The organism is Shewanella sp. HL-SH2, from assembly GCF_051164935.1.
GTDB lineage: Bacteria > Pseudomonadota > Gammaproteobacteria > Enterobacterales > Shewanellaceae > Shewanella > Shewanella glacialimarina.
The window spans coordinates 3,485,656-3,512,117 of the sequence record NZ_CP195035.1; the positions used below are offsets into that span (position 1 = coordinate 3,485,656).

The following is a 26,462-nucleotide window of genomic DNA, read 5'->3' on the forward strand; positions in this document are numbered from 1 at the left end:
ATGATTATCAGGACTATCGGAGTTCAACTTCAAGTAAATGATCCATAAAATGCATGCCATGGGCTAACTCATATTGCTTTTTAGTTAGCGCACCATAGGCAAAGTGCGGCGCTAGGACTCCATCATAGGCTCGAAAATCAATTAATGATTGTTTAAAACGCGCATAAGCATTTGTGAGGTTATGACTCGTATTCAACAGTAACTGCTTATCCAAACTTGCTGCACCCGGAATAGGTTCACTTAAACTATGGGACATTTTTCTTTTTGACTCAAACACAGCAAATGCCAATGACCCAAGAGTTACTTTAAATAAATCAGATTTGTGTTGCGGATAACCCAACATTGAATACTCCACACTCTGTGCACAGTGCTGCAGAATTTGAGCGACATCCCACTCTCCATTAGCAACTGGATGACTTATCATAACCTTATCAAGCAATGTAATTATGGAGTCTATATCAAGTGGTGCCACTTGAGGTTCTACACTCACCCAAGCAGTGCCACCTATGGTTAGCATGGTCGTCGTGACTAAACTGAACCGCATAAACTGTCTTCTATTCATCATCACGCTCATTTCATATTATTTATCTAACCAATGCACCTTATTGTCACTTTGATTACAGTATTTATCTTGCAACCTTTGTGGTACATTTTTGTACATATATATAATACTCACAAAAATACTATGCATCGCCAATTATTCATATTACTTATTTTTGCCGTCTTATCGGTACAATCTGCCCATAGCACACCTATTGTTAAGGTTGCTGGTTATCAATTTGCGCCCTACTTAAATCAATCAAGTGATGGACTTTATACTGGATTATCAGTTGATGTGGTAAAGGCATTGAATGGCATTCAATCAGAAGTGCAATTTGAATTTGTTGCAACGAGTATTGGTAACCGCTATAAAGCGTATAAGATGGACCGTTATGACATGATATTATTTGAAAGCCCTATTTGGGGTTGGCAAGATATTGAACATGAATTTGTGCCATTACATATTAATGATGGAGAACTCTTTATTGCGTTGAAAGACAAAGCTATCGAACAACAATATTTTGATAACTTTAACGGTAAAGTACTCAGCCTGGTAAAAGGATATCATTATGCATTTGCTCAGTGGCAAGTTGACCCAAAGGCACTTAATAATGATTATAATATTCAATTCGTCAGATCAAACGAGGCCTCAATTGCGAGCATACTCAGAGGCAGAGCGGATATCGCCCCTGTAACCTGGTCTTACTTGCAATTCTATTTAGCCCAGTATCCTGAGGTCAAATCTCAGCTACTAATTTCTAAGAAATGGGACCAAAAATATGACCATGGTGTTTTATTAAATCCCAAAGCACCTATTAGCAAGCAACAACTTACAAAATGGATATCACTGCTGCAAGAACAAAATATACTACCCCGATTAGCGGCAAACTATGGATTATAAAAACATAATAAACAATGACTTAAAGAATAGTTTTGTAGGCTGTGAATATTAATTCTTTCAGGTGATAAATTATCAGCTAACAAAAACCGTATTCATTGAATACGGTTTTTTCTGTAATTAACAAGCTAGCGTTATTAATGTTGAGATGCTACATGGTCACCATCGACCAATAATCCAGACGTTTTTGAGGCTCATAGACAACGGTTTTACACAACTCTTTGTATTGCCCCATTAACCCGCCTAAATTAGACGAGCCACCTAACTTAGCAATTTGTTGTTGTTTCTCGGCTATAATATCTTTTGCAACTTGTTCTGCACTGCGATATTTCGCAGCTAATGTAGCAGCATCAGTCGCAGATATTTTTAAACGCTCACCCACTGCCTGCATTTGCGGAGCATTCATTGCACCAATCGCTTCCGAAGCAATTTGGTAATAAGCTGCACACTGAACCACTTCATCGGCAAAGGCTTTCTCGGCCTGATCTTGTGCGCAGACAGCTTGGCTTAAACATACTAACGAGGCCGTTAATAACCATTTCGCTTTAATACTCATATCCCGTCCTATTTAGTGTGCTAAATTTAAAAAAACACGTCATTAAAATCAAAGATACCATTAAAAACCATGCGTTGCATGACTTACCCTAAACCACCCCGCAATACTGTTACGGGTTTTTAATGTTGGTAACACTTCATGGGGAAAGCGCTCACTTAAAAATATGGCTAACGTTCCCATCTGAGGCTTTACCGTTTCTAGCAGTATATCGATCTCATCATAAATAAGCAGCTCGCCGCCATCGTCCAATTGCCAATGTGGATTTAAGAAAAATACCGTTGTAAGAATTCGATTTTGGCTGCCTTTTAAAGCATCAACATGCTTTTTATAATGTGCTCCAGGCTCATACACTGCATAGTGGCTCTCATAATCAAACAACCCCATAAATAAGCGTCGATTAAGGCCCTCTCTAAGTTGCTCCATAATAGACAGGTACGCTTTGTCTGTGTGGTCTTGTTTATCAAGCCAACTGATTTTATCTGAGCGGATCTCAGCATTAACTTGCTGTTCAATACCGCGACCAATAGCCGCATATTTAAAATCAATGTCATGCTTAGCCTGCATTTTTTCAAGTAGGGCTAAACTAACATAATCAGGAATGATATCTGATAAAAGACTATAGCCTTTATCGACTAACGCATCTGCGATCACATCCAGCACTGCTTCACTTATCGGCGAAACCATACATGCTACATCCAAAGAGACGACGCTTTTTACTTTACTTTAGGACTTAGAAAACAAGGTTAAGTCAGAATTTCGAGGGGGCGTGGTTTGCTAAATTAAAAGGGAATAATTAAATACGCCCGAATTTTTCAATAGAGTGTGAATACTCATTTAGGCTGCGAATATTAGTTTAACAATGGCATTATGACAACAAAATAAATATCCTCCTGCCAATATCGATTGGCAAGTTAAATTTCAATTAAGTCAAAACGTTTAGCAAAACCTTTAAACCACTATGCCACTGGTATAGATAGCTTTTTATAATCAATATACTTAAATATTATAAAGTTAAAAACTCATACGTTAGATGTATATTCAAACAATTTCAGTACTATTTATATTCTATAACTCTCTGCATTACTGTACTATGCCGTCCCAAATATTTAACGTTGAGATTGTTATGTTGAGCGATGTGCACGCTAGTGCGGATAAAAGGTACAGTGAATCCATTCTTTGCTGGGTGGGCCATTTATCAAATGAAGATTGGCCGTTAGACTTTCAACATTTCACCTCGTTTGATCACTTAAAATCGAGCGGCCTAAAACCTGCTCTGATTGTATTGTCGCTTCCAGAGGATCAACAAGACAAGCAACTCGACGCAATTAGGAAAGATGATGAGTTATCGCTTTGCCTTTTGCTCGTTGTTAAGGAAAGCAAGCTGTCTGGGTATTTATCCAATGGCATGTTAACTCAAAATGTCACCACTCAGCTTGACACCTTTTTAGAAAAGTCTGCACTCGTAAAACTGGATTATCAAGATAATTTAGCGTTTAAACTACTTTGTTATATGTGGTTACATAGCGACAGTATTCTTGAACCAATGCGCCAGCCTCAAAGCTCGCGACTCTATGTTTATCCACTATTGCAAGCTTGGGGAATAGCGCCTGAAGATTGTTTTTCATGGCTAAATGGTATTAGACAAAATAACTGGATTGAAACCGACCATTTAGTCAATCGGATCAGACTATGCCCAGACTGTCATTGCGGCCATTTAAACTACATTGATATATGCCCAAGTTGTAAAAATATTGATATTGGTAATCGAAGTAGTTTGCATTGCTTCAATTGTGGCCATGTGGGTGCTAAAGACGATTTCAAAAAATTAACCAGCTTACAGTGTCCTAATTGTTTACAACATTTACGCCATATTGGGGTGGATTATGACCGCCCAATAGAAAATCAGCACTGTAATAATTGTGAACATATTTTTGTAGAAGCACAGGTTGAAGCTGAATGTTTACAGTGCGGACAAGCCCATGCGATTGATGCTCTGCATGTAAGAAATGTATATGGATTCAAGCTGACTAGCCAAGGACGAATCTTGGCAATTCAAGGTAAAAAGCACACTTTGTTTTCACTCTCTGCAGGAGAGCAAATGAGTCTGCAGCAGTTATTATGGTTAATTGATTGGCAAAACAAATTAGCTAAAAGGCATAAACATACCCATACCTTACTGTGTATACAGCTGATTAATTTTAATCAATTTTTACAATCTGAAGGTGAAGCGAAGGCTCTAATGCAATTGGATGCTTTTCAAGACAGATTAAGAAGTATTGTTCGGGTAACCGATGCGTGTACAAACTATACCGATAATGGCCTGTTAATATTGCTCCCGATGACAAATACAAAACAATTGCAATCAATTTACTCAAAACTACTGAATGTAAAAGAGTATCAAGATAAATCAAATATTGAATTTACCGTAAAAGCCATCAGCTTACCGGCGGATATAGGTGATAATGTTGAAGATTGGCTCACAGACCAAATTTTAACTACCAAGTCTATAACGATATGAGCGAACTAGATACAATACTTTATATCTTTACAGATATTTGGTATCAACTCGCTAATCATTTGTTGTTTTTTATATGGCTTTTACCGCTAATATTTATTTATGAATTACCTCTGATGATGATAGTTATCAGTGGTATTTTACGCTTTCATTATGTGACCTTCATTCAAACACCGAAAGCTTCCATTTATCAACCCAAAGTATCTTGTATTATTACCTGTTACGCTGAAGGCAAGGCGGTAATGAGTACAATCTCATCACTCATTGAGCAGACCTACCCTGGAAATATTGAAATTATTGCGGTGGTAGATGGCGCGGTACAAAATGCACTAACTTATGAGTCGGCGATTCAATCTGCACAGGCGTGCAATCTACCCAATAGAAAAGTGATTGTTTTACCTAAATGGCAAAGAGGTGGCCGAGTATCAACTTTAAATGCAGGATTACACTTTGCTAGCGGTGAAATAGTGATCAATGCAGATGCTGATACTTCATTTGATAATGATATGGTCAGCCAGGTGGTGCCGTATTTTGAAGACCCAAATGTCCCGGCCCTTGGCGGTGCACTAAGAGTACGAAATGTTTCCCAATCGATAGTGACTCGTATGCAAGCAATCGAATATTTAATCTCTATGCAGGGTGGGAAAACCGGGTTAAGCCAATGGAACCTTATCAATAATATTTCAGGTGCGTTTGGCGCATTTCGTCGTACTTTTTTGATTCAAATAGGTGGCTGGGACACTCATACTGCTGAGGATTTAGATCTAACGATTAGGATTAAGCAGTATTTTAAAAGGCACCCCCAATGGCGAATTCCGTTTGCTACCCTAGCTATAGGACATACTGATGCCCCTGTTACTTTGAAAGAGCTTGTTTGGCAGAGGTTACGCTGGGATGGCGATTTACTTTTTCTTTATTTCAGAAAGCATTGGCCTGCATTTACACCAAAACTATTAGGGTTTAGTACCTTCATATTCACATTAATTTATGGCTTTTTACAAAATGTATTAATGCCATTTGTTATTTTTATTTACAGTGTCGGAATAGCGGCATTATATCCATGGCAATTTGTTGTTTCTATTTCCTTGGTTATTTACACCATTTACTTCTCTATTCTTTTATTTTTTTACATCTTTGTGCTGTGTGCTATTTCAGAGCGACTAAAACAGGATTTATCTTTAATTAAATGGTTACCACTTTACCCTTTTTACGCACTGTTTATGAGAATGGTGTGCTTGTTTGCCCTCTTGAATGAAATGATTCGTCGGTCGCACGAAGAAAGCTCTATGGCACCTTGGTGGGTATTAAAACGCGGGAGAAAATTTTAGTGAAAGTAAGTTATAACGCATCACCTAAGTCCAGTAAGCCTCAAACTGATAATGGATTAAAAGTACCCTATGCTGGCGCTAAACGTAGCGGTTTTAAAACTCGTTGGTATTTATTACTATTACTGGTAATTATTCCTTTAATATTAATCTCTTGGATCTTAATTCGGCCTGAAATATTTATTCTAGCCAACGGAATCATAACCACTGAACCTTTAGAAGTAAGATCACCTTATAATGGAGTACTAGTTAATTTAGAGGTCAGTGGTGGAGATAAAGTCAAAAAAGGCAACGTGATTCTTACCATATCAAACCCGCAGCTTGACGCTAAAATAACAAAGCTAAAAGACCATCTCGACAAATTTGAGCGCGAAAGTGTTGGCTTGGACAATGCTATCTTGTTGCAGCTTAGGCAGAGAATCTCTATCGCCGAGGAAGGTGTGACAGCCCAAGAACGATTAGTAAAACAATATCAAGACTTACAGCAAAAAAATAAAGGCCTTATTGCATCGGCAGAAATGGCAATGGTCCATCAAACCTATATATCTTCTAAAATGGAACTCGCTAAGTCGAAAGCGGATTTAGCCCAAGAAAAACAACGCCAAAAAATACTGTCGTCTGCCGGCAGTGTAACATTATCTAAAAATGAAATTGAATTAGAACTTGTGAGCTTAATAGCCATCAAGAATCAGCTAACAACCACAGCACCATTTGACAGTCAAATAGTCGATATAATGGTTCAGTCGGGGGAATATATTGTTGAGAACCAACCCATGTTACTGATCTCTGGTCGCAAAAAACCTGTTATTACTGCCTATCTAGCCCCTAAATACTTTAGCCACGCACAAATAGGACAACAGGCAACAATTAAGCTGCCTGATGGTAGTAAGCTCAGAGCAAAAATTTCTGAGCCAACTGAATTAGTGAGTCGATTACCACAGCAGTTATCAGGGCCTTTTGAAGGTGATAAGGCGGTGTTAAAAATAATTCTAACGCCCGATGATTCACTTCCAGTATCCATTGAAGGTTTACCTGTAGAAGTTATCTTCGACTATCAGTAGTTAATCATGTTTCAAGGTCAAACTTGATAACGTACATAGCCTGTACCTAAACTTAAACCTGCGCCTAAACGTCCTCAGTTTAACCTGAGGACGAAGTCTATATTTGGCTGTGGGTCAGCACAACCTTATGTTGCTCAAACTTATCTTGCTCAGTATCGGGCCCATGTTCCTGCAATGCCTCATCTGCCGCTTGTTTACTTTGATTGACTTTTAACGCTAGGTACAAGTCTGAACGGATATAAATACCTTCATTGCCAGACTTCATCCCAGTCTGTTCAAACCATGAGAGTAATTGACGCTTTCTACCAGCAAGCTCAAGCCGCACGCCGCGCTTTTTAAACAGCGCATCTAAATCGGCTAGCATTGCCATTACACTTAAATCTAAATGAGTAAAACACGGTACAGCATCAATAATAACGCATTTTATATCGCCTTTTTGTCTCGCGTATTGCTCTAACAATCGACGTTTAAAATAACCTGAATTAAAGTAAGTTAACGGTGAATTAAAACGATAGATGAAGATACCAGCCACAGGTTTAGCTTTGTCACTGCTATCTAAACTTCTGATCACCCCTTTTATATCAACCCCTAAAACCTGATCAGTTGGGCGCATAACCGTTCGAATAAATTGGAACAAACCCAATAACACGGCCAATGTAATCCCAGGGATAACACCGATAAACAATACCGCAAATAAGGTTATTGACGCTAAGTAAAAGGCTTGTTTGTCGCGTAGTCTTAATTGCCACACAGCTTTTAAATCTAAAAGATGCACTGACGCTATCACCAACACCACACCGAGCGCAGCACTTGGAATAAACTCCAGCGGCGCAGTCAGAAAAATAGCAATAATGGCAATAATCGCCGCAGCAATAATTGACACTAATTGTGTTTTACCACCATTAGCATCATTCACCGCGGTACGGGAGTCAGCGCCACTTACTGCAAATCCCTGTGATAATGCTGAGGCTATATTCGCCAGCCCCAGTGCTCTAAACTCTTTATCTGCATCAATGTCATAGCCATTTTTGGCTGCAAAACTGCGGGCAGTCAGCATCATACTGACAAAGCTGACTACCGCTAAGTTAAGCGCAGGCATAACAAGTTCGCGAATAATACCAACGTTAAATTCTGGCGCTTGAAACAAAGGTAATCCTCCTGCTACTTCCCCTATGGTTTTGACATCAAATTGCTCAAGGTTAAACACCCAAACTAATATCGCCCCAAACGCGATGGCAAACATTGATGAAGGCCAGCTTGGCCTAAGCCGTTTCATGCCAAAATAAATCGCCACTGTTAATATAGCCATTAGTAGGGTGGGAACATGTGTTTTTGACAAATAAGTAGGTGCGCCACCTAAACGTTCAAGTAAGTATCTTTCGTCGAAAGTGAAACCGAATATTTTTGAAAACTGACCAACAATAATGGTAATTGCCACACCATTTAATAGCCCCATTAAAATTGGCTTGGACAGAAAATCAGCCAATACCCCTAATTTAAATCGGCTAGCAATTAAACACCAAAACCCGGTCATTGCAGTCATGGTCATAACCAGTTGCCAATGCTTAACACTGTCGCCGGCCGCCAATGGCGTAACCACTGCTGCAATAACAGCACAAGTCGCTGCGTCAGGCCCAACAATAAGTTGCCTTGAGGTGCCAAACAAAGCATATATCATCATAGGTAAGACGCAGGAATATAAACCAACAGCTGCGTTAACGCCGGTAAGTTGGGCATAAGCTATTGCAACCGGAAGCGCTACAGCAGCAACTGATAATGCCGCTTTAACATCATCCGCAAACCACTTTCGCTCATAGTTAATAAGTGTATTTAAACCTGGCATAAACTCGTACAAACGTGACAACACAGCAGTTTCCTTGTCATTAAAGCTAATGCAGCAATGATAGGTTTTTATTAAAAAAATTACAGCAACTTGTGTGATTTTTTTCTAGCACAGAAATGTGACATAAAAATGAACCTCTGCTGCATAACCCGATAATTGCCCTTAGTGGATATTAACAAGGTGCTTTAAGAGGATGAGAAAAATTGATACTTTTGATTACAAAATCTCAAATCCAAAGTACCAATTACATGTTAAACTACTCTACTGAAATATAATTTCTCATTTATTTGCTCCAAATGGCTTCTCTATAATTTCCTGAGGTTTTTGTGTCTCAATCTTCAAACAAAGCTGCTCTAAACACTTTTCCACATTTGGCAATGTTACTCCCTATGTTAGCGGCAATCGTTGCGATAACGCCCTTAGCAATTGATATGTACTTACCTGCTATGTCAACTTTAGCGAAAGGTTTTGGCACCGATGTGACCATGGTGCAGCAATCGCTAAGTATTTACCTGGCAGGCTATGCGTTAGGCATGCTGACTTTTGGCCCGATTGCTGACAGAGTTGGCCGTAAGCCATTAGTAATTACTGGGTTAATCGGTTTTAGTGTCATCAGCTTACTGCTTGGATTCAGTCAAACCATAGAGCAGTTTCTTGTACTGCGCTTTTTACAAGCCTTTATCGGCGCAGCAGCCACCGTTGTGGTGCCAGGTTATATTAAAGAAATCTACGGTGACAATACTGCCAAAGGCATGTCTTACGTCAGTTTAATCATGATGTTAGCGCCGTTAATAGCCCCAACAATAGGCAGTTTTATATTAGAGCTGGGTGACTGGCACTTAATCTTTTTTGTATTAAGTTTTTACGCGGCATTATTACTTATCATTGTGTTAACAAAGTTAAAAATGCCCAGTGATACTGATTTAGAACAACGTAGCCAAAAATCTTTTTTTCGATCTTATTACACGGTGTTTTCTCGCCAAGGTGTAAAATTACATATCACCAGTGGTGTACTGACCTCTTTTGCATTTTTCTGTTATTTAACTGCATCTCCATTTGTGTACATGGAAGTGTTTGAATTAGACAAGTCGTTGTTTGCCATTCTATTTAGCTCTAATGTGGGTGCATTAATGTTAGCCAACATTGTTAACTCACGTATTGTCAGTCGTTATGGCTCAAAGCGTATGTTACATGTCGGTACTTTTTTTGCCACTATTGCCGCCATTGGTTTAGTCTTGGTGAATGTGTTTGATTTAAGTTATCACTTTACAGTGATAATGCTGATCCCATTAATGGGTGCATTAGGGATTATGTCAGTGAATGCTGATGCGATTGTACTGATGAAATTCAAGCAAGAAACCGGCACAGCTACTGCGGTTATTGGTACATTACGATTTGGTTTTGGGGCAACAGCAGGTCCATTGCTCGCCTATTTCTATACTGGTACAGCAGTGCCATTCGCCAGCTTAATGTTAGTGGCCATTTTAATGGTTGCCGCGTGTCAAATATTACAAAATTATCAAAGCAAATATCACACTCTTACTGATAACTGATAACTGATAGCTATCGTTGGTAAGTTAACGCGTAAATTCCTCAAAGCCATCAACCAAGCGTTTGATGGCTTTTTTGTTTGTCTGATCCAACATAGTCTGGAGATAACAATCCCTTCACTTAGATTAAATATGAAATATTTTCAAATTAATTAAAAAAATAAACAAAACACTTGCAGTAAATATAGATTTACATATGATAAAGCTGATACGTTCTGCAGAGCGGATAATGGGTTTAAGGTACGTCTTAACCTTTAACAGACTTAAATAACCGTTTAAGTTTATTTTTTAGAACGATTACCGTCGTTGTATGCAAGATACTGTTTACCATAACGGTAACTTAAGAGGATTGATTTCATGGAAAAGCTTTCTGGCGCCAGTATGATTGTGCGCTCACTAATAGATGAAGGTGTTAGCCATATTTTTGGTTACCCGGGTGGTTCTGTTTTAGATATCTATGATGCCCTCCACAAAATAGCTGGTGTAGAACATATATTAGTTCGTCACGAGCAAGCCGCGGTTCACATGGCAGATGGTTATGCTCGCGCCACGGGTAAAGTTGGCGTGGTACTGGTAACCTCAGGTCCTGGTGCAACCAATGCCATTACCGGTATTGCAACAGCCTACATGGACTCTATCCCCTTAGTGGTGTTATCTGGCCAGGTACCAAGCTCACTCATTGGTAATGACGCCTTCCAAGAATGTGACATGATTGGTATTTCTAGGCCTATCGTTAAACACAGCTTTTTAGTTAAAAACCCGGCTGATATTCCTGAAATCGTTAAAAAAGCATTTTTTATCGCCTCTACAGGTCGCCCCGGCCCTGTGGTTATCGATTTACCAAAAGACTGCCTAAGTCCTGATAATCTTTATGATTATATCTATCCAGACAGTGTAAAAATGCGTTCATACAACCCAACAACAACTGGTCACAAAGGTCAAATCCGCCGTGGACTCCAAGCCTTATTAGCGGCCAAAAAACCGGTTCTTTATGTGGGTGGTGGCGCGATTATTTCAGAGTGTGACAAACAGATATTATCACTTGCTGAACAACTTAATATTCCGGTAATTTGCACATTAATGGGCTTAGGCGCTTTCCCTGGGACTCATCAACAAAGCTTAGGCATGTTAGGCATGCATGGCACATTTGAAGCCAACAATGCTATGCATAATTGTGATTTGATATTTGGTATTGGGGTACGTTTTGATGATCGTACGACCAATAATGTTGATAAATATTGCCCTAACGCCACTATTTTACACATTGATATCGACCCTGCATCTATTTCAAAAACCGTACGAGTAGACATTCCGATTGTAGGTTCAGCGGATAATATTCTTGATACCATGCTTGAACTGTTAGCCAGCACCAAAGGTAAGAATGATACCGAGGCATTAGATGCTTGGTGGCAACAAATTACTCAATGGCGCGCTCAAGAATGTTTAGAGTTTGATAGAACGACTGACCGTATTAAGCCGCAACAAGTTATCGAATCCTTATATAAGCTAACCAATGGTGACGCTTATGTCGCCTCGGATGTCGGTCAACATCAGATGTTTGCTGCCCTTTATTACCCGTTTGATAAACCACGCCGTTGGATTAACTCTGGTGGACTTGGCACTATGGGCTTTGGCTTACCTGCCGCCATGGGCGTCAAAATGGCCTTCCCAGACGAAACCGTCGTGTGCGTTACTGGCGATGGTTCTATTCAAATGAATATTCAAGAACTATCAACGGCACTGCAATATGATACTCCTGTTAAAATTATCAACTTGAATAACCGCTTTTTGGGCATGGTAAAACAATGGCAAGATATGATTTATTCTGGTCGCCATTCGCACTCCTACATGGATTCTGTGCCTAATTTTGCCAAAATTGCCGAAGCTTATGGCCATGTAGGCATAACAATTAGCGATCCAAAAGAGCTAGAGTCAAAATTGGCCGAAGCATTAGCCATAAAGGATCGATTAGTATTTGTAGATATTAGTGTTGATGAGACAGAACACGTTTATCCAATGCTAATTCGCGGTGGAGCAATGAACGAAATGTGGTTAAGCAAAACGGAGAAAAGCTAATGCGTCGTATTATTTCTGTATTACTTGAAAACCAACCCGGTGCACTTTCTCGCGTTGTAGGCTTGTTTTCACAACGTGGTTACAACATTGAAAGCTTAACCGTTGCACCAACGGAAGATAACACACTGTCACGTTTAAACATTACCGTGATAGCGGATGCAAAAGTGTTAGAGCAAATTGAAAAACAACTGCATAAGCTTATTGATATTCTAAAAGTGGCTAACATTACTGAGGCCGCGCACATTGAACGCGAGCTAGCTCTCGTCAAGGTCAAAGCTATTGGTGATGTGCGTGAAGAAGTTAAGCGTACTGCGGATATTTTTCGCGGCCAAATAGTTGATGTAACAGCAAGCCTTTACACCATCCAAATGGCTGGAACCAGTGATAAAGTTGATGCCTTTATTGGTGCCTTAACAGAAGTTACTAAGGTTATTGAAGTGTCTCGTTCAGGCGTGGTGGGGCTGTCTCGTGGTGAGAAATCAATGCGGGCATAAGCTAAATTGAATTAAACCAGTACCATAGTTTGTAAACATAAAAGAGCCACAGGTTAATCTGTGGCTCTTTTGTTTGCTGATCTATTTGTTTATTACAGGCGCATAACGTCAATCATTCACTTAACAGCATAAACCATTAATAAATTACAGTTTAAACCGAGAAACAAGCAGTTCCAACTCGGTAACTTTTTCATCAAGTAGTCTCGCTGAGTCAGAGCCAATTTTTGTTTGCTTTAACGACTCATTAGCAATATCACTAATCGCCGTAATATCCCTGGATATCTCTTGTGTCGCATGTGATTGCTCATCACTTGCAGTGGCAATAGCATGGATCATCGAGTTAGCATCTACAGTGCGTTGAACAATTTTAGTAAGTGCTTCTCCCGCTTGATTAGCAAGTTGCACGCCCACAGCAACTAACTCAGTCCCATCACCCATCCGAGTTACCGCTTGGCGCGTTTCATTTTGAATAGCACCAATTAATGTACCCACTTCTTTGGTCGCCTTGGAAGTTCTCTCTGCTAACCCCCTTACTTCATCAGCAACAACAGCAAAACCTCGACCTAACTCTCCCGCTCTAGCAGCTTCAATTGCGGCATTTAGTGCCAACAAGTTAGTTTGCTCTGCAATATCATTAATCACTTTAATAACATTGCCAATTTCATCGCCGCGTTGGCCTAACACATTTACAGTAGATGCGGTTTCATTAACCACTTCTGCAATTCGATTAATTCCTTTGACGGTCTCTTGCATTAAACGCCCACCCTCTTGGGCTTCATCACCTGCTTGTTGTGAGGTTGTCGCGGCATCCGCGCTTTGCGCTGCAACTTCTTTCACTGTGATACTCATTTCTTCAACTGCAGCGGCAATAAGATTAGCTTTATCAGCCTGAGCTTGACTGCCCTGAACAACTTGATGACTAGAATGAGCCACCTGGGCACTACTAGAGGCGACCTGATTCGCCACATTTGATATTTGCTCAATAAGTGACTTTAGTGAACGCTGCATCTGATCAACTGACGCCGATAAAATACCTAACTCATCAGTTCGCTCATCGTTAATTAATGCAGCAGTTAAGTCACCATCAGCAATTAACCTCGCTTTAGACGAAATAACATCCAATCTACGTTGGATCATACTCGATATTTTCCAAGCGATTAAGGTTCCAACGACGAGCACAATTATCGCGTTTAAAATTAACCATAAAATCACGTTATCAACATTGGTGTTTAAGCTTGCTAACGCTGACTTTGCATCCACCTCTTCTTCCGTTGCAGAGCTCTTTAAAATGTCCATTATCGGCACAACCAACTCATGCTCTAACTTATCAATCAAAGCATTAGCTGTAGCTTTATTTGAAGGGTTATAATTTTCAAATACTTGGTTAGCTGTCGATTTTATTTCATTGTAATAACTTTCAATTCTACGAATATTATCTAGTTCTTGTGGTTTTTGCTCTAAAGGCTTGAGTAATGAAAGATACGATTGAAATGAGTCTGAGTCAGCTTTAAATGCTTCTTTAGCTTCAGGAACGCCTGAAATATAAGTATTTATAGATGAAATCATATCTCCTGCTTCATCCACTAGTTCAAGATAATATCGCAACCCAGGTAAGTCATCATTTAAAGATTCTTCTAAATTATCCGTCTTAAGAGCATCATTAAATTCCTCTTCTTTTAAAGCATCGAGTAAATCCTCTAAAGGTTTTCCTACATTTACCGTCAGTTCAGTAACCTGCTTAATGGCGGTTTGCTCCCTTAAAGGAGAATACTTTGCAAAAACATTGGACGAAAGCTGATCGATATATTGGTTGGCAAGGGTTTCAATTTTAGCCATTTTATCAATATCTTGTTGTTTAACTGATTCTAAGGGAACTAATACACTTAAGGCATGTTTAAAGTTTTTGATATTTTCAATAAAATCTTGTTTCTCATCCTCCTCACCATTTAAGTATTCAAGTGCATTTGTTTGTATTGCACTAATACTATCAGCGACAGCAAGGTAAGCGAGTACTCCGGGGACATCATCTTCGGCAATTTCTTGGGCGATTTTTGCCGAATCAGCAACAATGGACCAAATCACGACCGCTAGTAACAGTGTAATAGCAACAATTGAACTGAACCCTAAGTACAGGGATTGTGACAATTTTAGATTCATAAAATATGCTCTCAACAGATAAAAATTTAATCCATCCATGAGAATTCTCTTCAAAATCCATTTAGGGTTACAGCGTTAAGTTAATCACTTAATTTTGGTAAAGTTTAAGCAATATAAATTAATGCAAAATAAATGTTCCAACCTGAGCATGCATGGTACTCGCAAGCTTTGATAAATTATTCATTGAATGACTCAACAACAATTTGTTAGAAAAATGTAACCGTCACTAAAATAAAGTATTGCATAGAGTAGGTTTTATGCTAGGCAGAGAAACAAAAAAATTATTTTGTATCGGGAATGGTACATAAAGCTATTACGTTAAAAATCATCCCTCTGATATCAAATCGATTGCATTATATAAAAACCTGCACAAGCTTACTTTTGATGTTAACGAGGCGGGATATTTAGGTAATACTTAATTAAATGTTATATTTTTAAAATAATTGGAGTAAAAACTTAAAACACCAGTGTTAATAAAATGTTAAAACAATATTGATTTAAACTGACAATAACCATGCCTTAAAATCACTTATGGTAAACACCTTCAAAATAACTTTATAAAACTGACTATAAAACATTCAAACACGAGCCCCTTTCTTGTCATAAAATGACTAATTTTTAACTGTTGCAATCTTTTTTTCTCCTCTATGTTGATTGCTGAAAGTAAAAAAAAATTAAATTAACCCCCTAATTATAATAAAAATGCTAGCGCTACTATTACCTTCATTGAACACAATAATGTTAGTCGTAATGGTGGCCGCCGTAGCAGACAATAGACAAGGATATCAGATGAATAAATCACTATTTTTACTCATGGCGGGCTTACTCAGTGGTGCAGCTCAAGCCGCTGTAGGTGGCCATCCAGTCGTATTAGTACATGGCTTTCAACCCGACAACTTACAAAGTAAGCCAACAGGCACTCAGGTTAGCGATAATGGCGATCAATATTGGGCTCAGTATTGGCGGGATCGCGCCGATGAACGTATCGATTGGCCATCACATGAGCGTATAGCCAATAAAATCACTAGCAATTACGTATGGCCTAAATTACAGCAAATGTCCCGTGATGGAACCTGTGCCAGTGGCTGTGTGTTTGTCACTCACTCGACAGGTGATTTAGTCACCCGTTATATTATTGATAATCAAGCACTATGGTTACAAAATGCCGGTCTGCAGCCATTAAACATTGTGGCCACCTTCGATTTTGCTGGTGCGGGTGGTGGTGTTGAATTAGCCGATCTTGCCGTCAATGTTGCCAATGGCTCAGGACTTATCGATGCAACCTTAAGGTTTGCAGTGTCCTTATGGCTAGGCACCACTCCAACACCATCAACAATTGGTGTACTTAATGATTTACGTGTTAATAGTGCTCGCCAGCTTGCGCCCTTTCCAGAAAATAGAGTACCCCGCTTACGTTTTGCGGGTGCTGGGTCTGACTTTCTTGGGGCTACGGGTGCATTTTTACCGGGTGAAGATGATGGCGTAGTCGCCAGCCACTCAAGCTGTGGTGCAGCATCGGTAGGCACTTATAACAGCTGCTCACGCAGTGTCGCATTTGATGGTAAACTTCAATCTGTCAGTGGCCCGAGCCAGTTTATGCCGTATCATTACCCTATGTTAATGAGCGAAGGCTACAGTCATGGTGACACTATTTTAAACAGTGCCAAAGATGAAGTCACCACAGCTAACAGCAGTGCTAATTACCTAAATGGTGACAATTTACAATTTAATACCTATGAAGAAAAGCGCGGTTGGTGGGTGTTTAGTTCACGTTATCGACTAGTCCGCAACTCGGCGAATACCAGTATGTCATCCCTTGTGTATCAGGCGGCTAATTAATCATTGTGAAGAAGTATAATAAAAAACTTGTCAGTGCTATTACCCTGCTAGTCGGTCTAGCAGGGTATTGGTATTTCACCTCTGAGCCAGCGACATTGCCAGCTCAGGCGTTGATTACACCCCAAAAGGAGCCTTCTATTACTCAGCCGCCAGCTCAAACTTCGCAGGTAAAACCCAAGATAAAATATCAAGTAGAAACAATCCCTGAGTCTATTAGTGAGAGTTTCTCTTTGTTGGCAGATGCCTATGCTAATGAGCTAACGTTACCTTCTTATTCAATGCCATTAACTGCTGAAGATAGCCACTTACTCAACCCCAACAATTACCTGCCACAGCCCGTTATGTTACAAGGCGGCGGCAGCGCTAGCATAGTGCTACCTCAATATCGTTTCAGCTACCCTGAACCTGTAATAGTAAAACTTGTCGTAAACGGCATGGCAGTAACGGCTGTTAAGGTCTCGCTTAAAAACGAACAAAGTACTGATATTAACTATGGTAATGACATACTTGCTAAAAAAGATATGCTCGGCGATGAAGGGGAATGGGCTGCACAGCTCGACGCGAAAGAAGAGTGGGATGGCCCAATAGAAGTGAGTGTAACGTTTAGCGCGAAAGGCAAAAAGCAAACAATATCAACAGGCATTGAATACAGTTATCCAGCAGCCACTATCACCGGAGTAGGCAACATTCGGGCAGAAGGCAGTGATATGGTTATCCCCATCAAATTAGACGTTGAACAAGCGGGCTATTATCGTTTACGGGCTAATTTACACAATGAAAACGGCCAACCAATAGCCTTACTCACCAGCTCAGAAAAACTCTCAGAAGGTGGTGCTGAAATGATGCTTAAAGCTTATAAAGGCGTGCTTGCAACACACTCAGGCCCCTTCAAAATAGCGACTTTTGTGTTAGAGCTTCGCCCTGGTGTGCCCGGGGAGTTAACGCGTTATGGTCATAGCGAGCAGCCTAGTTTTGATCTTGGCGATTTTGCTGTCGAACAACTGTCAGATGAGCCATGGCAACCCGATGAACAAGAACAGCAACGCTTAGAGTTTTTGCAGAAGATGGCCGGGGAATAAGGGGGGCTTGATGTCACTATGAATTCCTCGACCTTGGAGCTAGTACTAAAGCTGAATTTATCGATTAGGTCAGAAAATCAGACACTCATATATTCCCCCTATTCAAAAGGAATAATATTCCACATCGTCTACGAATATTAAACACCTCCGAGGTCGATTCAACTCAAGCATTGGCTTGAATTTTACCGTATTAACACTAAAAAACCGGAGGGTTTATATGATATCAATATCCTTTATGCCACATCAGGTTTCGTTTTCAGTTTGAGAAGACCAATGCCAAAGGCTGCCATTGCCACTGCTACAATGGCATTAAGGTAGTTGAAAAAAGCATAGGGCGCGTAGTCAAGTACATCTACCCCTAGTGTGGCAGTATAAAAGGCACCGGCCGTAGTCCACGGAATAAGACCTGTGGTCATCGTAGCCCCTTCTTCAACTGAGCGCGAAAGAATGGCTGGCTCTAAATTTTGTTGCTCATATTTAGGCTTAAACAGTTGGCAACTTAGAATAATCGAAATATAGGCCTCGCCCATAGCAATGTTACCTAAAAAGCCCGACATAATCGTTGTCGCAATAAGGGTAGCGGTGCGCTGCACTCTTTTTATGATGCCAGCTAATAGTGCGGTGAGAAATCCCGCGCCGTGTAAAATTCCGCCTAGCGCGATAGCCATTAACGCCAGCAGTAAGGTCCAGCTCATGCTGCTAATGCCGCCGCGACCAAGCAAAGCATCTAAACTGGAGATACCCGTTGATTCCGGTGTATTTTCCCACAGCGCATTAAGCACAGAGATAGCACTTTCTTGCTGATAAAAAATCGCAATTAGCACGGCAAGTATAATGCTGCATGACATAGTCACTTCAGCGGGCACTTTTCTAATGCTCAGTACCGCGAGTAAAATCAGGGGTAATAAGGTAATCAGCGGCGTAAGGCTGTAATTGTTGGCGAGTGCTGTTTGAATTGAGGTGACCTCTGCCAAGTCTATATTTTGCTCACCATAGTTAAATCCGATCACTATAAATATTAAAAAAGTAAGGATAAAAGTCGGCGTTGTAGTGAACAGCATGGCGTAAATGTGTCGATAAAGATCGGTGCCAGCACTCATAGCAGCGAGGTTTGTGGTATCTGAAATCGGCGACATTTTATCACCGAAGGTGGCACCGCAGACAATCATACCGGCAACCAAAGGTAAGGGAATATTCATGGCAGAGCCAATACCAATAAAAACCACACCTAAGGTGCCAACGGTACCCCAAGATGTTCCAGTTGCTAGCGACATCAAGGCGCACAGTAATAAACCAACAGCCAAAAACAAACTCGGACTCAACCAGCTAAGGCCATAATAAATAAGTGTGGCGATGGTGCCACTGTGCATAAAACTAGCAATCACCATACCGATCAATATAAATATATAGATGGCAGGCATGGCTCTGGTGAGGGCGTTAGTCATCAACTCACGTATCTGTATATAGCCGTAACCAAGACTAAAAGCGTTGAGTCCTACCCACAACAGGCACAGAAACATTAGTGTATGCAGGCTGATCCCTAGACCAAAAAGTCCACCCGCTATGGTGATGATAATCACGCTAAAACAGATAAGAGACTGCAAAAAGCTAGGGCTACGGGGTAAGTTAGGCGTAATTACAGACATTGGCACACATTATGGTAACAATTGGAATGAAGCTGAGTATATCAGTACAAGTAATTGGGTAAACTATAAACAAGCAGGATATCAAAAATAAACCATCCATCTTTTGTAAGTGGTCGTTTAGCGCCAAAGACAAAGCTGGTTAAAAAACTGTTGCGCTTGTCTGAGTGAAGATTATGGTTGCGAAGTAAATTTAGCCTATTGCCTTAAAAAAACATCTAGTCTGGTATAAATGACGTATCAAAGATGACCACATACGTTTTTAATCAATATTAACATGGTAAAAATTACCCATTCGTTATCGATTCGTAAGCTATTGTTGCGGTATCTAATGTATTTGCGCGTGTTTTATTCCATGTAAAAGAGGCATTACCATGGATCACAACCCTTCTCAGCCACTTCGCGTTACCTGGGCACTTAAAACAAGCTTTATTGCTGATGCTTTGGCCATGCCGGTGCATTGGTATTATCAACCAATGGAAATCGAGCGTGCTTTTACGGGTGGTATTAAGCGCTTTGAAGCCGCACCTGAGTTTCATCCTTCATCTATTATGTCGTTGCACTCTAAACACAAAGGAGGGCGACAATCCAATGATAGGTCGTCTAAGGGTTATGCATCTAAAGATCAGCCGCCGCAAGTGGTAGGCGATATTATTTTAAAAGATAAGGCGCAGTTTTGGGACAGACCGAATGTGCATTACCATCAAGGCATGCAGGCGGGTGAAAATACCCTTAACGCCCATTGCGCTCGTGTGCTGATGCGCTCCCTGGCGCGTTCGCCACAACGCTACGACCGACAAGCATTTGTTAATGCCTACATTGACTTTATGACAATGACTCCCGCCGCTCATCCCGATACTTATGCAGAGTCCTACCACAGAGGATTTTTTGCTAACTTGGCGCAGGGACGCAAGCCTGAAAATTGTGGGATGATAACTCACGACACCGCATCCATAGGTGCATTGGTAACCATAGCGCCCTTGGTTTTTTCAGAACGACTTAAAGGCATAAGCGAAGACGAAATAAAGATTACCTGCCGAGCGCATCTGGCCTTGACCCATCCTGATGAATCTTTAATGCAGGTATGTGATAGCTACGTGCAACTCTTGTGTGGTCTGTTGGATGGGCCGGATGAGGCCGGCGCTAAAGCACTTTTACTTGAAGCAAGTATAGGTCTAACCAGTACTAATTTAGCCAGTCTGTTAAAACGTAACGTGCCCGACAATCAAGTCGTCGGCCAAGTGTTTTCAAGGGCATGTTATATTTCAGATTCCTGGCCCATAGTCTTGTATCTGGCCTGTAAATACCAAGATGATCCTTGGCAAGCACTGCAAGTCAATACTAACTTAGGCGGTGACAACGTACATCGCGGCATAGTGCTGGGAACCTTGCTTGGCTTGCAATGCGATACTGTGGCCACCAGCTGGTTTGAACAACTGGTAGACCACAAATTGATAGCTCAAGAAATTGACGCGCTTATACGCGAGGCAAGCGCTCCCAAACCGTAAGTTCAGACAAGGTATGCTGAAACTTGTGCTGAGTTTCACGGATCACAAACGGGACTTTTCGCGGCTCACCCACTAGCTTAAAGTGGCTTGATAATTGATCTTTCAAGCCATCTAATGTGCTGTAGTTTTCGCCATCTTTTTTGAAACCCCCTATCCACTCTTCCTTAGGTGTATGCTCTTCCAGCCAAGTGTAAGGTGATGCAATAATGAGCAAGCCGCCGTCATTGATACGCGCCGCGATATCGGCCAAAAAACGGCTCGGCTGATAGAGCCTATCAATTAAATTTGCCGCCAGTACTAAATCATAAGAAGTGAATTGGGGTTTGAGATTACAGGCGTCGCCTTGATGAAATGCTACGCGGTTTGAATAAGCTTGCAACCCTAGTTCTTGCAGGGTACGAGTATGATAGCTAACTAATTCGCCTTCTTCCGCTCGGGCATAACGCACTGCACCTTGCTGTGCCATTTTAGCCGCTAGGCGAGTAAAGTTTGCAGAGAAATCAATACCGTCTACTTCATCGAACTGACGCGCCAACTCAAAACTTGCTCGGCCACAGGCACAGCCTAGATCAAGGGCTTTAGCTGTGGGTTTACCCTTCATAGCCTCAAGTGCAATATCAGCTAAGGCTTTAGGGAAATTATCTACGCCATACCAGGTGTCACCAAAGTGAAACTCTGCATATTCTGACAACAACTGGTCACTTTCGTAGTAAGCCTTATGAGACGTTGCCTCCACTTCAGAGGCAATATAGCGAAATCCGGCGTGCTGCAAAAAGTGACGCCTAAATGCATAACGTGCACTAAGGCGTGTTTCGTTGCCACTTGAAATCCATGAACCACCTTTGATCAGGTTGTGTTTACCATCAAAAGTTGGCGTGGTGAAATCGTCATACAATGGGTGTACTTTAAAGTTATCGAACGGGTAAATAGGCGTTTCGGTCCATTGCCACACATTGCCCACCACATCAAACCAATTACCATGTTGATAGCGCGTTACCGGGCAGCATGAGGCAAAATGGTCAAGATGCAAGTTAGCATTGGCGGCACTATTCCCCAACTCTTCGACGCCCGCTTGTGCACACAAGCGATACCATTCGTCTTCAGTTGGCATGCGAATTTGTTGCCCGGTTACTACTGTTTTCCATTCACAAAACGCTTTCGCTTCATGGTAGTTAACTTCAGCAGGCCAGTCCCAAGCCATATCCACTTCTTCCGTCATCAAGCGCAAATACCAGCCATTATGCCAACGCCAAAATGCTGGGTGTTTCGCCTCAGTAAATTGCCGCCAAGCCAGGCCTTCATCGCTCCAGAAACGATTTTGCTCATATCCACCGTCCTCAACAAACTCGAGAAACTCCTGATTACTGACTAAATATTGGCTGGCTTTAAATTCAGCGACCTCTGCCTGATGTTGGCCATATTCGTTGTCCCAGCCATAGAAAGCACTATCAAGTGATTTGCCAAGATTTACTGAGCCAGCGGCAACGCTGATAAGTTTGTTTTTTGGAGCTTGGCCAGTATCTTTGCAAGCTTGCCATTGAGGTAATGGCTGGACTTTGGCCAATTCATGTTGGCGAATGAGTACCGACGACGTCTCAAGGTGAATACGCTCATGCTCAATACCCATGACGATAGGCCACCAGGTGTTGTCCCAATCAATGGGTAGCACCAGGTCCAAGGTATCAATTAATGTTAATACTGTGGCACGTACTTTAGCGCGATAGTCTTTTACCGCAGCAACACTGGGCCAGTCATAACTGTCTTCAGACAGATCATCCCAGCTCATTTCATCAACACCCACCGCAAAAATTGATTCCATATGAGGATTAATCCTATCAGGTATCAGTTTTGCCAATAGTAGCTTGTTGATGAAAAAAGTGGCCGTATGCCCAAGATAGAAAATAAGCGGGTGGCGCAAGGGGATAGGTTTTTGATAAAAACCGGCATCATCGCGCAAACAATCAAACAGTTGCGTATAGGTATCAAAGGTGTTGGTGAAGTAAAGCGCTATTTCTTGGCGCTTATCATCCACGGTGCCACTGTTGAGTTTAGGGGTTCTGCGCAATGCTCCAGAGTCAACAAACGTTGTCGATCGTTTAGCCATTTCTTGAGCGTTTTGTATAGGTAATGTCATCGTGGAACACGTTCCCTTAATTCTTATTCTACATTTATACGAGTAACTACTGGATGAAGGGTCAATTTTTTTACTTTATATTGATATTACCCGTAAAAAAACAAAAGTTTTGCCGGCGGTTAAACGTCTCTGCCCTGCAGTTTTTTAATGGCTTCGACTAAATAATCTCGTGAACAGCCGAAGTTCAAGCGAAAACAGTCTTTATCACCAAAGTCTTTGCCCGCTGATGGGCCGACACCTTTGGCTTCACACCAGGCTTGCGTATCGGTAACTTGCAACCCGCTGGCATCAACCCAGAGTAAAAAAGTTGCCGCGGGTGCGATAGCTTTTAAACCGTCGATTTTGTTAATTTCAGTGACTAAATAATCGCGATTTTCTGTTAAATAAGCCACTTGTTGTTGATGCCACTCATCACAATGTCTGAAGGCTGCATTGGTGGCAGTAAGGCCTGTCACAGTGACCGATGGCATAATTCCACGGGCGGCATGGTTAAAGGCTGCTCTTAATTTTGCGTTGGGAATAATAGCAAAAGACGTACCTAATCCCGCAATATTGAAGGTTTTACTCGCGGCCATCAATGTCACTGAATGCTCAGCCAACTCTGGGTGCGCACTGGCAGGTAAATGTGGCACGTCATCTAAAATTAAATCACAGTGTATTTCATCCGAACACAGCATGACGCCATGCTTCGTGCAGATTGCTGCAATTGTGTCGAGTTCTGCTTGGTTTAAGACTGTTCCAAGCGGATTCATTGGATTACACATAATAAATAAGCTGGCTTTAGGATCCGCGGCCGCCGCTTCTAAGGCATTAAAGTCGAGTGTCCAGCGCCCTGCCACTTTTATCGAGCCTATACAGGTTCGGTTGAGATGATTAATACCCGCTGCAGCTAATATAGGAGGATAATTGGGTGTTTGTACGATAACCGTATCCCCTGCTTGGCAATATGCTTTTATAGCCACATTAAACGCCGGCACTACACCCGGAGTCCACACTAGCCAACTGGGATCAATCTTCCAGTTATATTGACGTTGACACCACGCCACAACGGCCTCACAGGCATCGGTATCGTGAGCCGGTGAGGTATAACCGAACAGACCATCATCAATGCGCTGATGTAAGGCGGTTAAGATAGGCTCAGCACAGCGAAACTCAGTATCAGCGATCCACATAGGCAGTATATCGGTACCTTTATATTTTTCCCATTTATGGGCTTTTGACGATGTACGGTCAGGTTTATCACTGAAGTTCATTGCGGGTCCTTTAAACGTTAATTTAGCAGTCTGCAGAAAACAGCCGATTTAGCTATGACTATTAACCTTTGGTTTAGGTTAAAACACAAGTCAAAATAACCCAAGAGCTTGTTAATATTACATGCTTTTTTTGTCTGAGGGAGTACATAAAATAGTATTATAGTTAGCCGTACCTCTATTTAAATGACAGAGTCAAAACAAGTCAGACATTAATACCCCAAAAAATTGCTGATTAGCATCAAATAGAACCCTTATGTGCAGCTGTCTGACCCATTAGCCAAAAGTGATTTCTGATATGAAAATTAGCTTAAACCATCACTCGCAGTGATTACACTCTTACATAAATCACTGCCAAGTTAATAAAGTCAAAAATGAAACAACCTTGGAATGTAGCGAATGGATAGCTAACTTGTCACAAATCGGAACCCAGAGGTTTAAATTCCTATTTTTAGCCCAAATAAAAAGGCCTTATCTTTCGATAAGGCCTCTTCATTAGAATGTGGCGGAGGGATTGCTTGTAATAAAGAGGAACCTAGGGTTTAAAGTTTTATCTTTCGCCAAAACAAAAAAGCCTCATCATTTATGATGAGGCTTTCTCGTTGAATGTGGCGGAGGGATAGGGATTTGAACCCAGACTCTCGAATTAAATAGTTAAAATAGTCGTTTAAATTCATTTTGTTGCAGAATTTTACATCATCAGATTCTGCAATTGCTAAGTAAGATTGACTTTATTCCTGAAGTTGAAAAAAGTCAATAATTATGAACTGATTTCATTAGGTTCAGATTTCACTGTTAAGCCCGCGACTTTATAAATATCAGGGCAGTAAAACCACTTCTAGCGGTAAATGCGCGCATAAAAAGCAACGATAAGAGTGAGAATGCTGTACAGGAAACTAAGGCCAAAAAGCCTTCGGTGAGCAGAGTATTATCTTGACTCACCGGGAGCGTCCATATATGGCCATGTTTAATGTCTATGTTTAATTTCTTACCGCCAGTTGGTCGTCTTAATTATTTTCAGTTAATGGATTAACCCTTAATCTTGATAATTTACTTATATTACCGAAAACCCCACTCTTTGAAGGTTTTTTTTGGCTATAAATACCAATTACTTGAACAGCCTTTTGATTAAGACTTTCTTTAGCAAAGTCAAATACTTCTTTATCTACAACAACCTTTATTCTATCAAAAGAATTCTTATTCCCTCGGCTAATATCAACTGGATATAAATAGACTGAGTATTTACCATCATCAAAGTCACCCCAAACTTCTAACCATCCTTGAATCTGTATTTTTTTGCCATCCAAAACAGTCTCATTCGCAGCCAAAGTGTAGAAATTGACATCTTCATAATCAATTTCCTTTGTTGCTAACGTGTTGTTTGAAAAAATAATAAAATATACACATATTGAAAAAGACAACAATTTCATTATTAGCATTTTGTTCCACATATATTGACCTCTGCACCCTTAGAATATTTTTGTAAAACATATGATTTGAGTAAATAATTGTTCGCTCTAGACAAATACGCTGCTCTTGAATCAATCTGGTCTGCCCAGTCTGTATCAGCACCTATAGTAAAAGGTGCCGGATCAGGTCCGTGAGAATGCCATCTTCCAGATATATTTAATTTGGGATTGTTAACTGAACCTGATAAATCTACTTGGTTTCTCATATGAGAGGTCACAACAATACCCAAATAATACTTATCAACAAGCTCTTCTCCCGTCCAATAGGAGTTCTTAAATATTTCAGCTCCAATTTCTGTGTCATAATATATTGCTAATGAATTTACATTATTATGATACCATGCGGCAGCATCGTCTCTTCGTTCAAATCCACCATTTTTATTAACAACACCAGCTATAATATTCAATGCTTTCAACTTAGCTTTCAACTTATCTTCAAGCTCATTTCGCTCTTTAGTTTGTTCTGGTCTAATTCCATCGGACACTTAATTTTGAGACAGTATGGTCAATAAATTAAGAGGTCAA

The 26,462-nt window shown here is 40.8% G+C and carries 20 protein-coding genes; 10 read left to right on the top strand and 10 right to left on the bottom strand.

Annotated elements, in window-relative coordinates; all coding sequences use genetic code 11:
• Positions 1-13 precede the first annotated feature (13 nt).
• A complete protein-coding gene (locus ACRWP9_RS15175; RefSeq protein ID WP_434926693.1) occupies positions 14-562 on the bottom strand; it encodes a DUF1569 domain-containing protein in 549 nt (182 codons plus the stop codon).
• 123 nt (positions 563-685) lie between these two features.
• Between ACRWP9_RS15175 and ACRWP9_RS15180 the strand changes: the two genes are divergently transcribed.
• Complete coding sequence (locus ACRWP9_RS15180; RefSeq protein ID WP_434926694.1) at positions 686-1,441, top strand: substrate-binding periplasmic protein; 756 nt, start codon at positions 686-688, stop codon at positions 1,439-1,441.
• Between the two features lie 148 nt (positions 1,442-1,589).
• On the opposite strand, the gene ACRWP9_RS15185 is transcribed toward ACRWP9_RS15180, so the two are convergent.
• Together ACRWP9_RS15185 and ACRWP9_RS15190 are read right to left on the bottom strand one after the other, a co-directional pair.
• Positions 1,590-1,994: a hypothetical protein gene (locus ACRWP9_RS15185; RefSeq protein ID WP_434926695.1), complete on the bottom strand. Its 405-nt coding sequence runs from the start codon at positions 1,992-1,994 to the stop codon at positions 1,590-1,592.
• Positions 1,995-2,054: 60 nt separating this feature from the next.
• Complete coding sequence (locus tag ACRWP9_RS15190) at positions 2,055-2,678, bottom strand: 2OG-Fe(II) oxygenase (RefSeq protein WP_434926696.1); 624 nt, start codon at positions 2,676-2,678, stop codon at positions 2,055-2,057.
• Between the two features lie 439 nt (positions 2,679-3,117).
• Here ACRWP9_RS15190 and ACRWP9_RS15195 point away from each other — a divergent pair, with 439 nt between their 5' ends.
• The 3 genes from ACRWP9_RS15195 to ACRWP9_RS15205 are packed head-to-tail and all read left to right on the top strand — an operon-like array spanning position 3,118 to position 6,895.
• Positions 3,118-4,512 carry a diguanylate cyclase domain-containing protein gene (locus ACRWP9_RS15195; RefSeq protein WP_434926697.1) on the top strand — a complete coding sequence of 465 codons (1,395 nt, stop codon included), beginning with the start codon at positions 3,118-3,120 and terminating at the stop codon, positions 4,510-4,512.
• A complete protein-coding gene (locus ACRWP9_RS15200) occupies positions 4,509-5,837 on the top strand; it encodes a glycosyltransferase family 2 protein (protein WP_434926698.1) in 1,329 nt (442 codons plus the stop codon). The genes ACRWP9_RS15195 and ACRWP9_RS15200 overlap by 4 nt, the downstream gene beginning before the upstream one ends.
• Positions 5,837-6,895 (top strand): HlyD family secretion protein, encoded by a 1,059-nt coding sequence (locus tag ACRWP9_RS15205; RefSeq protein WP_434926699.1) that lies wholly within the window; start codon positions 5,837-5,839, stop codon positions 6,893-6,895. Before ACRWP9_RS15200 ends, ACRWP9_RS15205 begins: the two co-directional genes overlap by 1 nt.
• A gap of 97 nt (positions 6,896-6,992) precedes the next feature.
• Here ACRWP9_RS15205 and ACRWP9_RS15210 read toward each other — a convergent pair whose 3' ends face one another.
• Positions 6,993-8,762 (bottom strand): SulP family inorganic anion transporter, encoded by a 1,770-nt coding sequence (locus tag ACRWP9_RS15210; RefSeq protein WP_434926700.1) that lies wholly within the window; start codon positions 8,760-8,762, stop codon positions 6,993-6,995.
• 353 nt (positions 8,763-9,115) lie between these two features.
• Between ACRWP9_RS15210 and ACRWP9_RS15215 the strand changes: the two genes are divergently transcribed.
• The 3 genes from ACRWP9_RS15215 (at position 9,116) to ilvN (ending at position 12,858) form a co-directional block, all read left to right on the top strand.
• Positions 9,116-10,291, top strand: coding sequence for a multidrug effflux MFS transporter (locus tag ACRWP9_RS15215; protein WP_434929088.1), 1,176 nt, complete (start codon positions 9,116-9,118; stop codon positions 10,289-10,291).
• Between the two features lie 354 nt (positions 10,292-10,645).
• A complete protein-coding gene (locus ACRWP9_RS15220) occupies positions 10,646-12,364 on the top strand; it encodes an acetolactate synthase 3 large subunit (RefSeq protein ID WP_434926701.1) in 1,719 nt (572 codons plus the stop codon).
• Positions 12,364-12,858: an acetolactate synthase small subunit gene (gene ilvN, locus ACRWP9_RS15225; RefSeq protein ID WP_226414341.1), complete on the top strand. Its 495-nt coding sequence runs from the start codon at positions 12,364-12,366 to the stop codon at positions 12,856-12,858. The genes ACRWP9_RS15220 and ilvN overlap by 1 nt, the downstream gene beginning before the upstream one ends.
• Positions 12,859-13,002: 144 nt before the next feature.
• On the opposite strand, the gene ACRWP9_RS15230 is transcribed toward ilvN, so the two are convergent.
• Positions 13,003-15,015, bottom strand: a complete 2,013-nt coding sequence (locus ACRWP9_RS15230) for a methyl-accepting chemotaxis protein (RefSeq protein ID WP_434926702.1) — start codon at positions 15,013-15,015, stop codon at positions 13,003-13,005.
• Positions 15,016-15,804: 789 nt separating this feature from the next.
• On the opposite strand from ACRWP9_RS15230, the gene ACRWP9_RS15235 reads away from it, so the two are divergent.
• Complete coding sequence (locus tag ACRWP9_RS15235; protein ID WP_434926703.1) at positions 15,805-16,854, top strand: hypothetical protein; 1,050 nt, start codon at positions 15,805-15,807, stop codon at positions 16,852-16,854.
• Positions 16,855-16,859: 5 nt separating this feature from the next.
• Positions 16,860-17,933, top strand: coding sequence for a hypothetical protein (locus ACRWP9_RS15240; protein WP_434926704.1), 1,074 nt, complete (start codon positions 16,860-16,862; stop codon positions 17,931-17,933).
• 233 nt (positions 17,934-18,166) lie between these two features.
• Here the strand turns inward: ACRWP9_RS15240 and nhaC are convergent, their stop codons facing one another.
• Positions 18,167-19,579: a Na+/H+ antiporter NhaC gene (nhaC, locus tag ACRWP9_RS15245; protein WP_434926705.1), complete on the bottom strand. Its 1,413-nt coding sequence runs from the start codon at positions 19,577-19,579 to the stop codon at positions 18,167-18,169.
• Between the two features lie 371 nt (positions 19,580-19,950).
• Between nhaC and ACRWP9_RS15250 the strand changes: the two genes are divergently transcribed.
• The gene (locus ACRWP9_RS15250; RefSeq protein WP_434926706.1) at positions 19,951-21,084 is read left to right on the top strand and encodes an ADP-ribosylglycohydrolase family protein; all 1,134 of its coding nucleotides are present in this window, start codon (positions 19,951-19,953) and stop codon (positions 21,082-21,084) included.
• Here ACRWP9_RS15250 and ovoA read toward each other — a convergent pair.
• The 4 genes from ovoA to ACRWP9_RS15270 form a co-directional block, all read right to left on the bottom strand.
• Positions 21,053-23,218 (bottom strand): 5-histidylcysteine sulfoxide synthase, encoded by a 2,166-nt coding sequence (gene ovoA, locus ACRWP9_RS15255; protein WP_434926707.1) that lies wholly within the window; start codon positions 23,216-23,218, stop codon positions 21,053-21,055. The two genes, ACRWP9_RS15250 and ovoA, sit on opposite strands and share 32 nt — an antisense overlap.
• A 119-nt stretch (positions 23,219-23,337) precedes the next feature.
• Positions 23,338-24,471, bottom strand: a complete 1,134-nt coding sequence (locus ACRWP9_RS15260; RefSeq protein WP_434926708.1) for a MalY/PatB family protein — start codon at positions 24,469-24,471, stop codon at positions 23,338-23,340.
• A gap of 1,004 nt (positions 24,472-25,475) precedes the next feature.
• Positions 25,476-25,898: a hypothetical protein gene (locus ACRWP9_RS15265; RefSeq protein ID WP_434926709.1), complete on the bottom strand. Its 423-nt coding sequence runs from the start codon at positions 25,896-25,898 to the stop codon at positions 25,476-25,478.
• 2 nt (positions 25,899-25,900) lie between these two features.
• Complete coding sequence (locus tag ACRWP9_RS15270; protein ID WP_434926710.1) at positions 25,901-26,422, bottom strand: hypothetical protein; 522 nt, start codon at positions 26,420-26,422, stop codon at positions 25,901-25,903.
• Positions 26,423-26,462 lie beyond the last annotated feature (40 nt).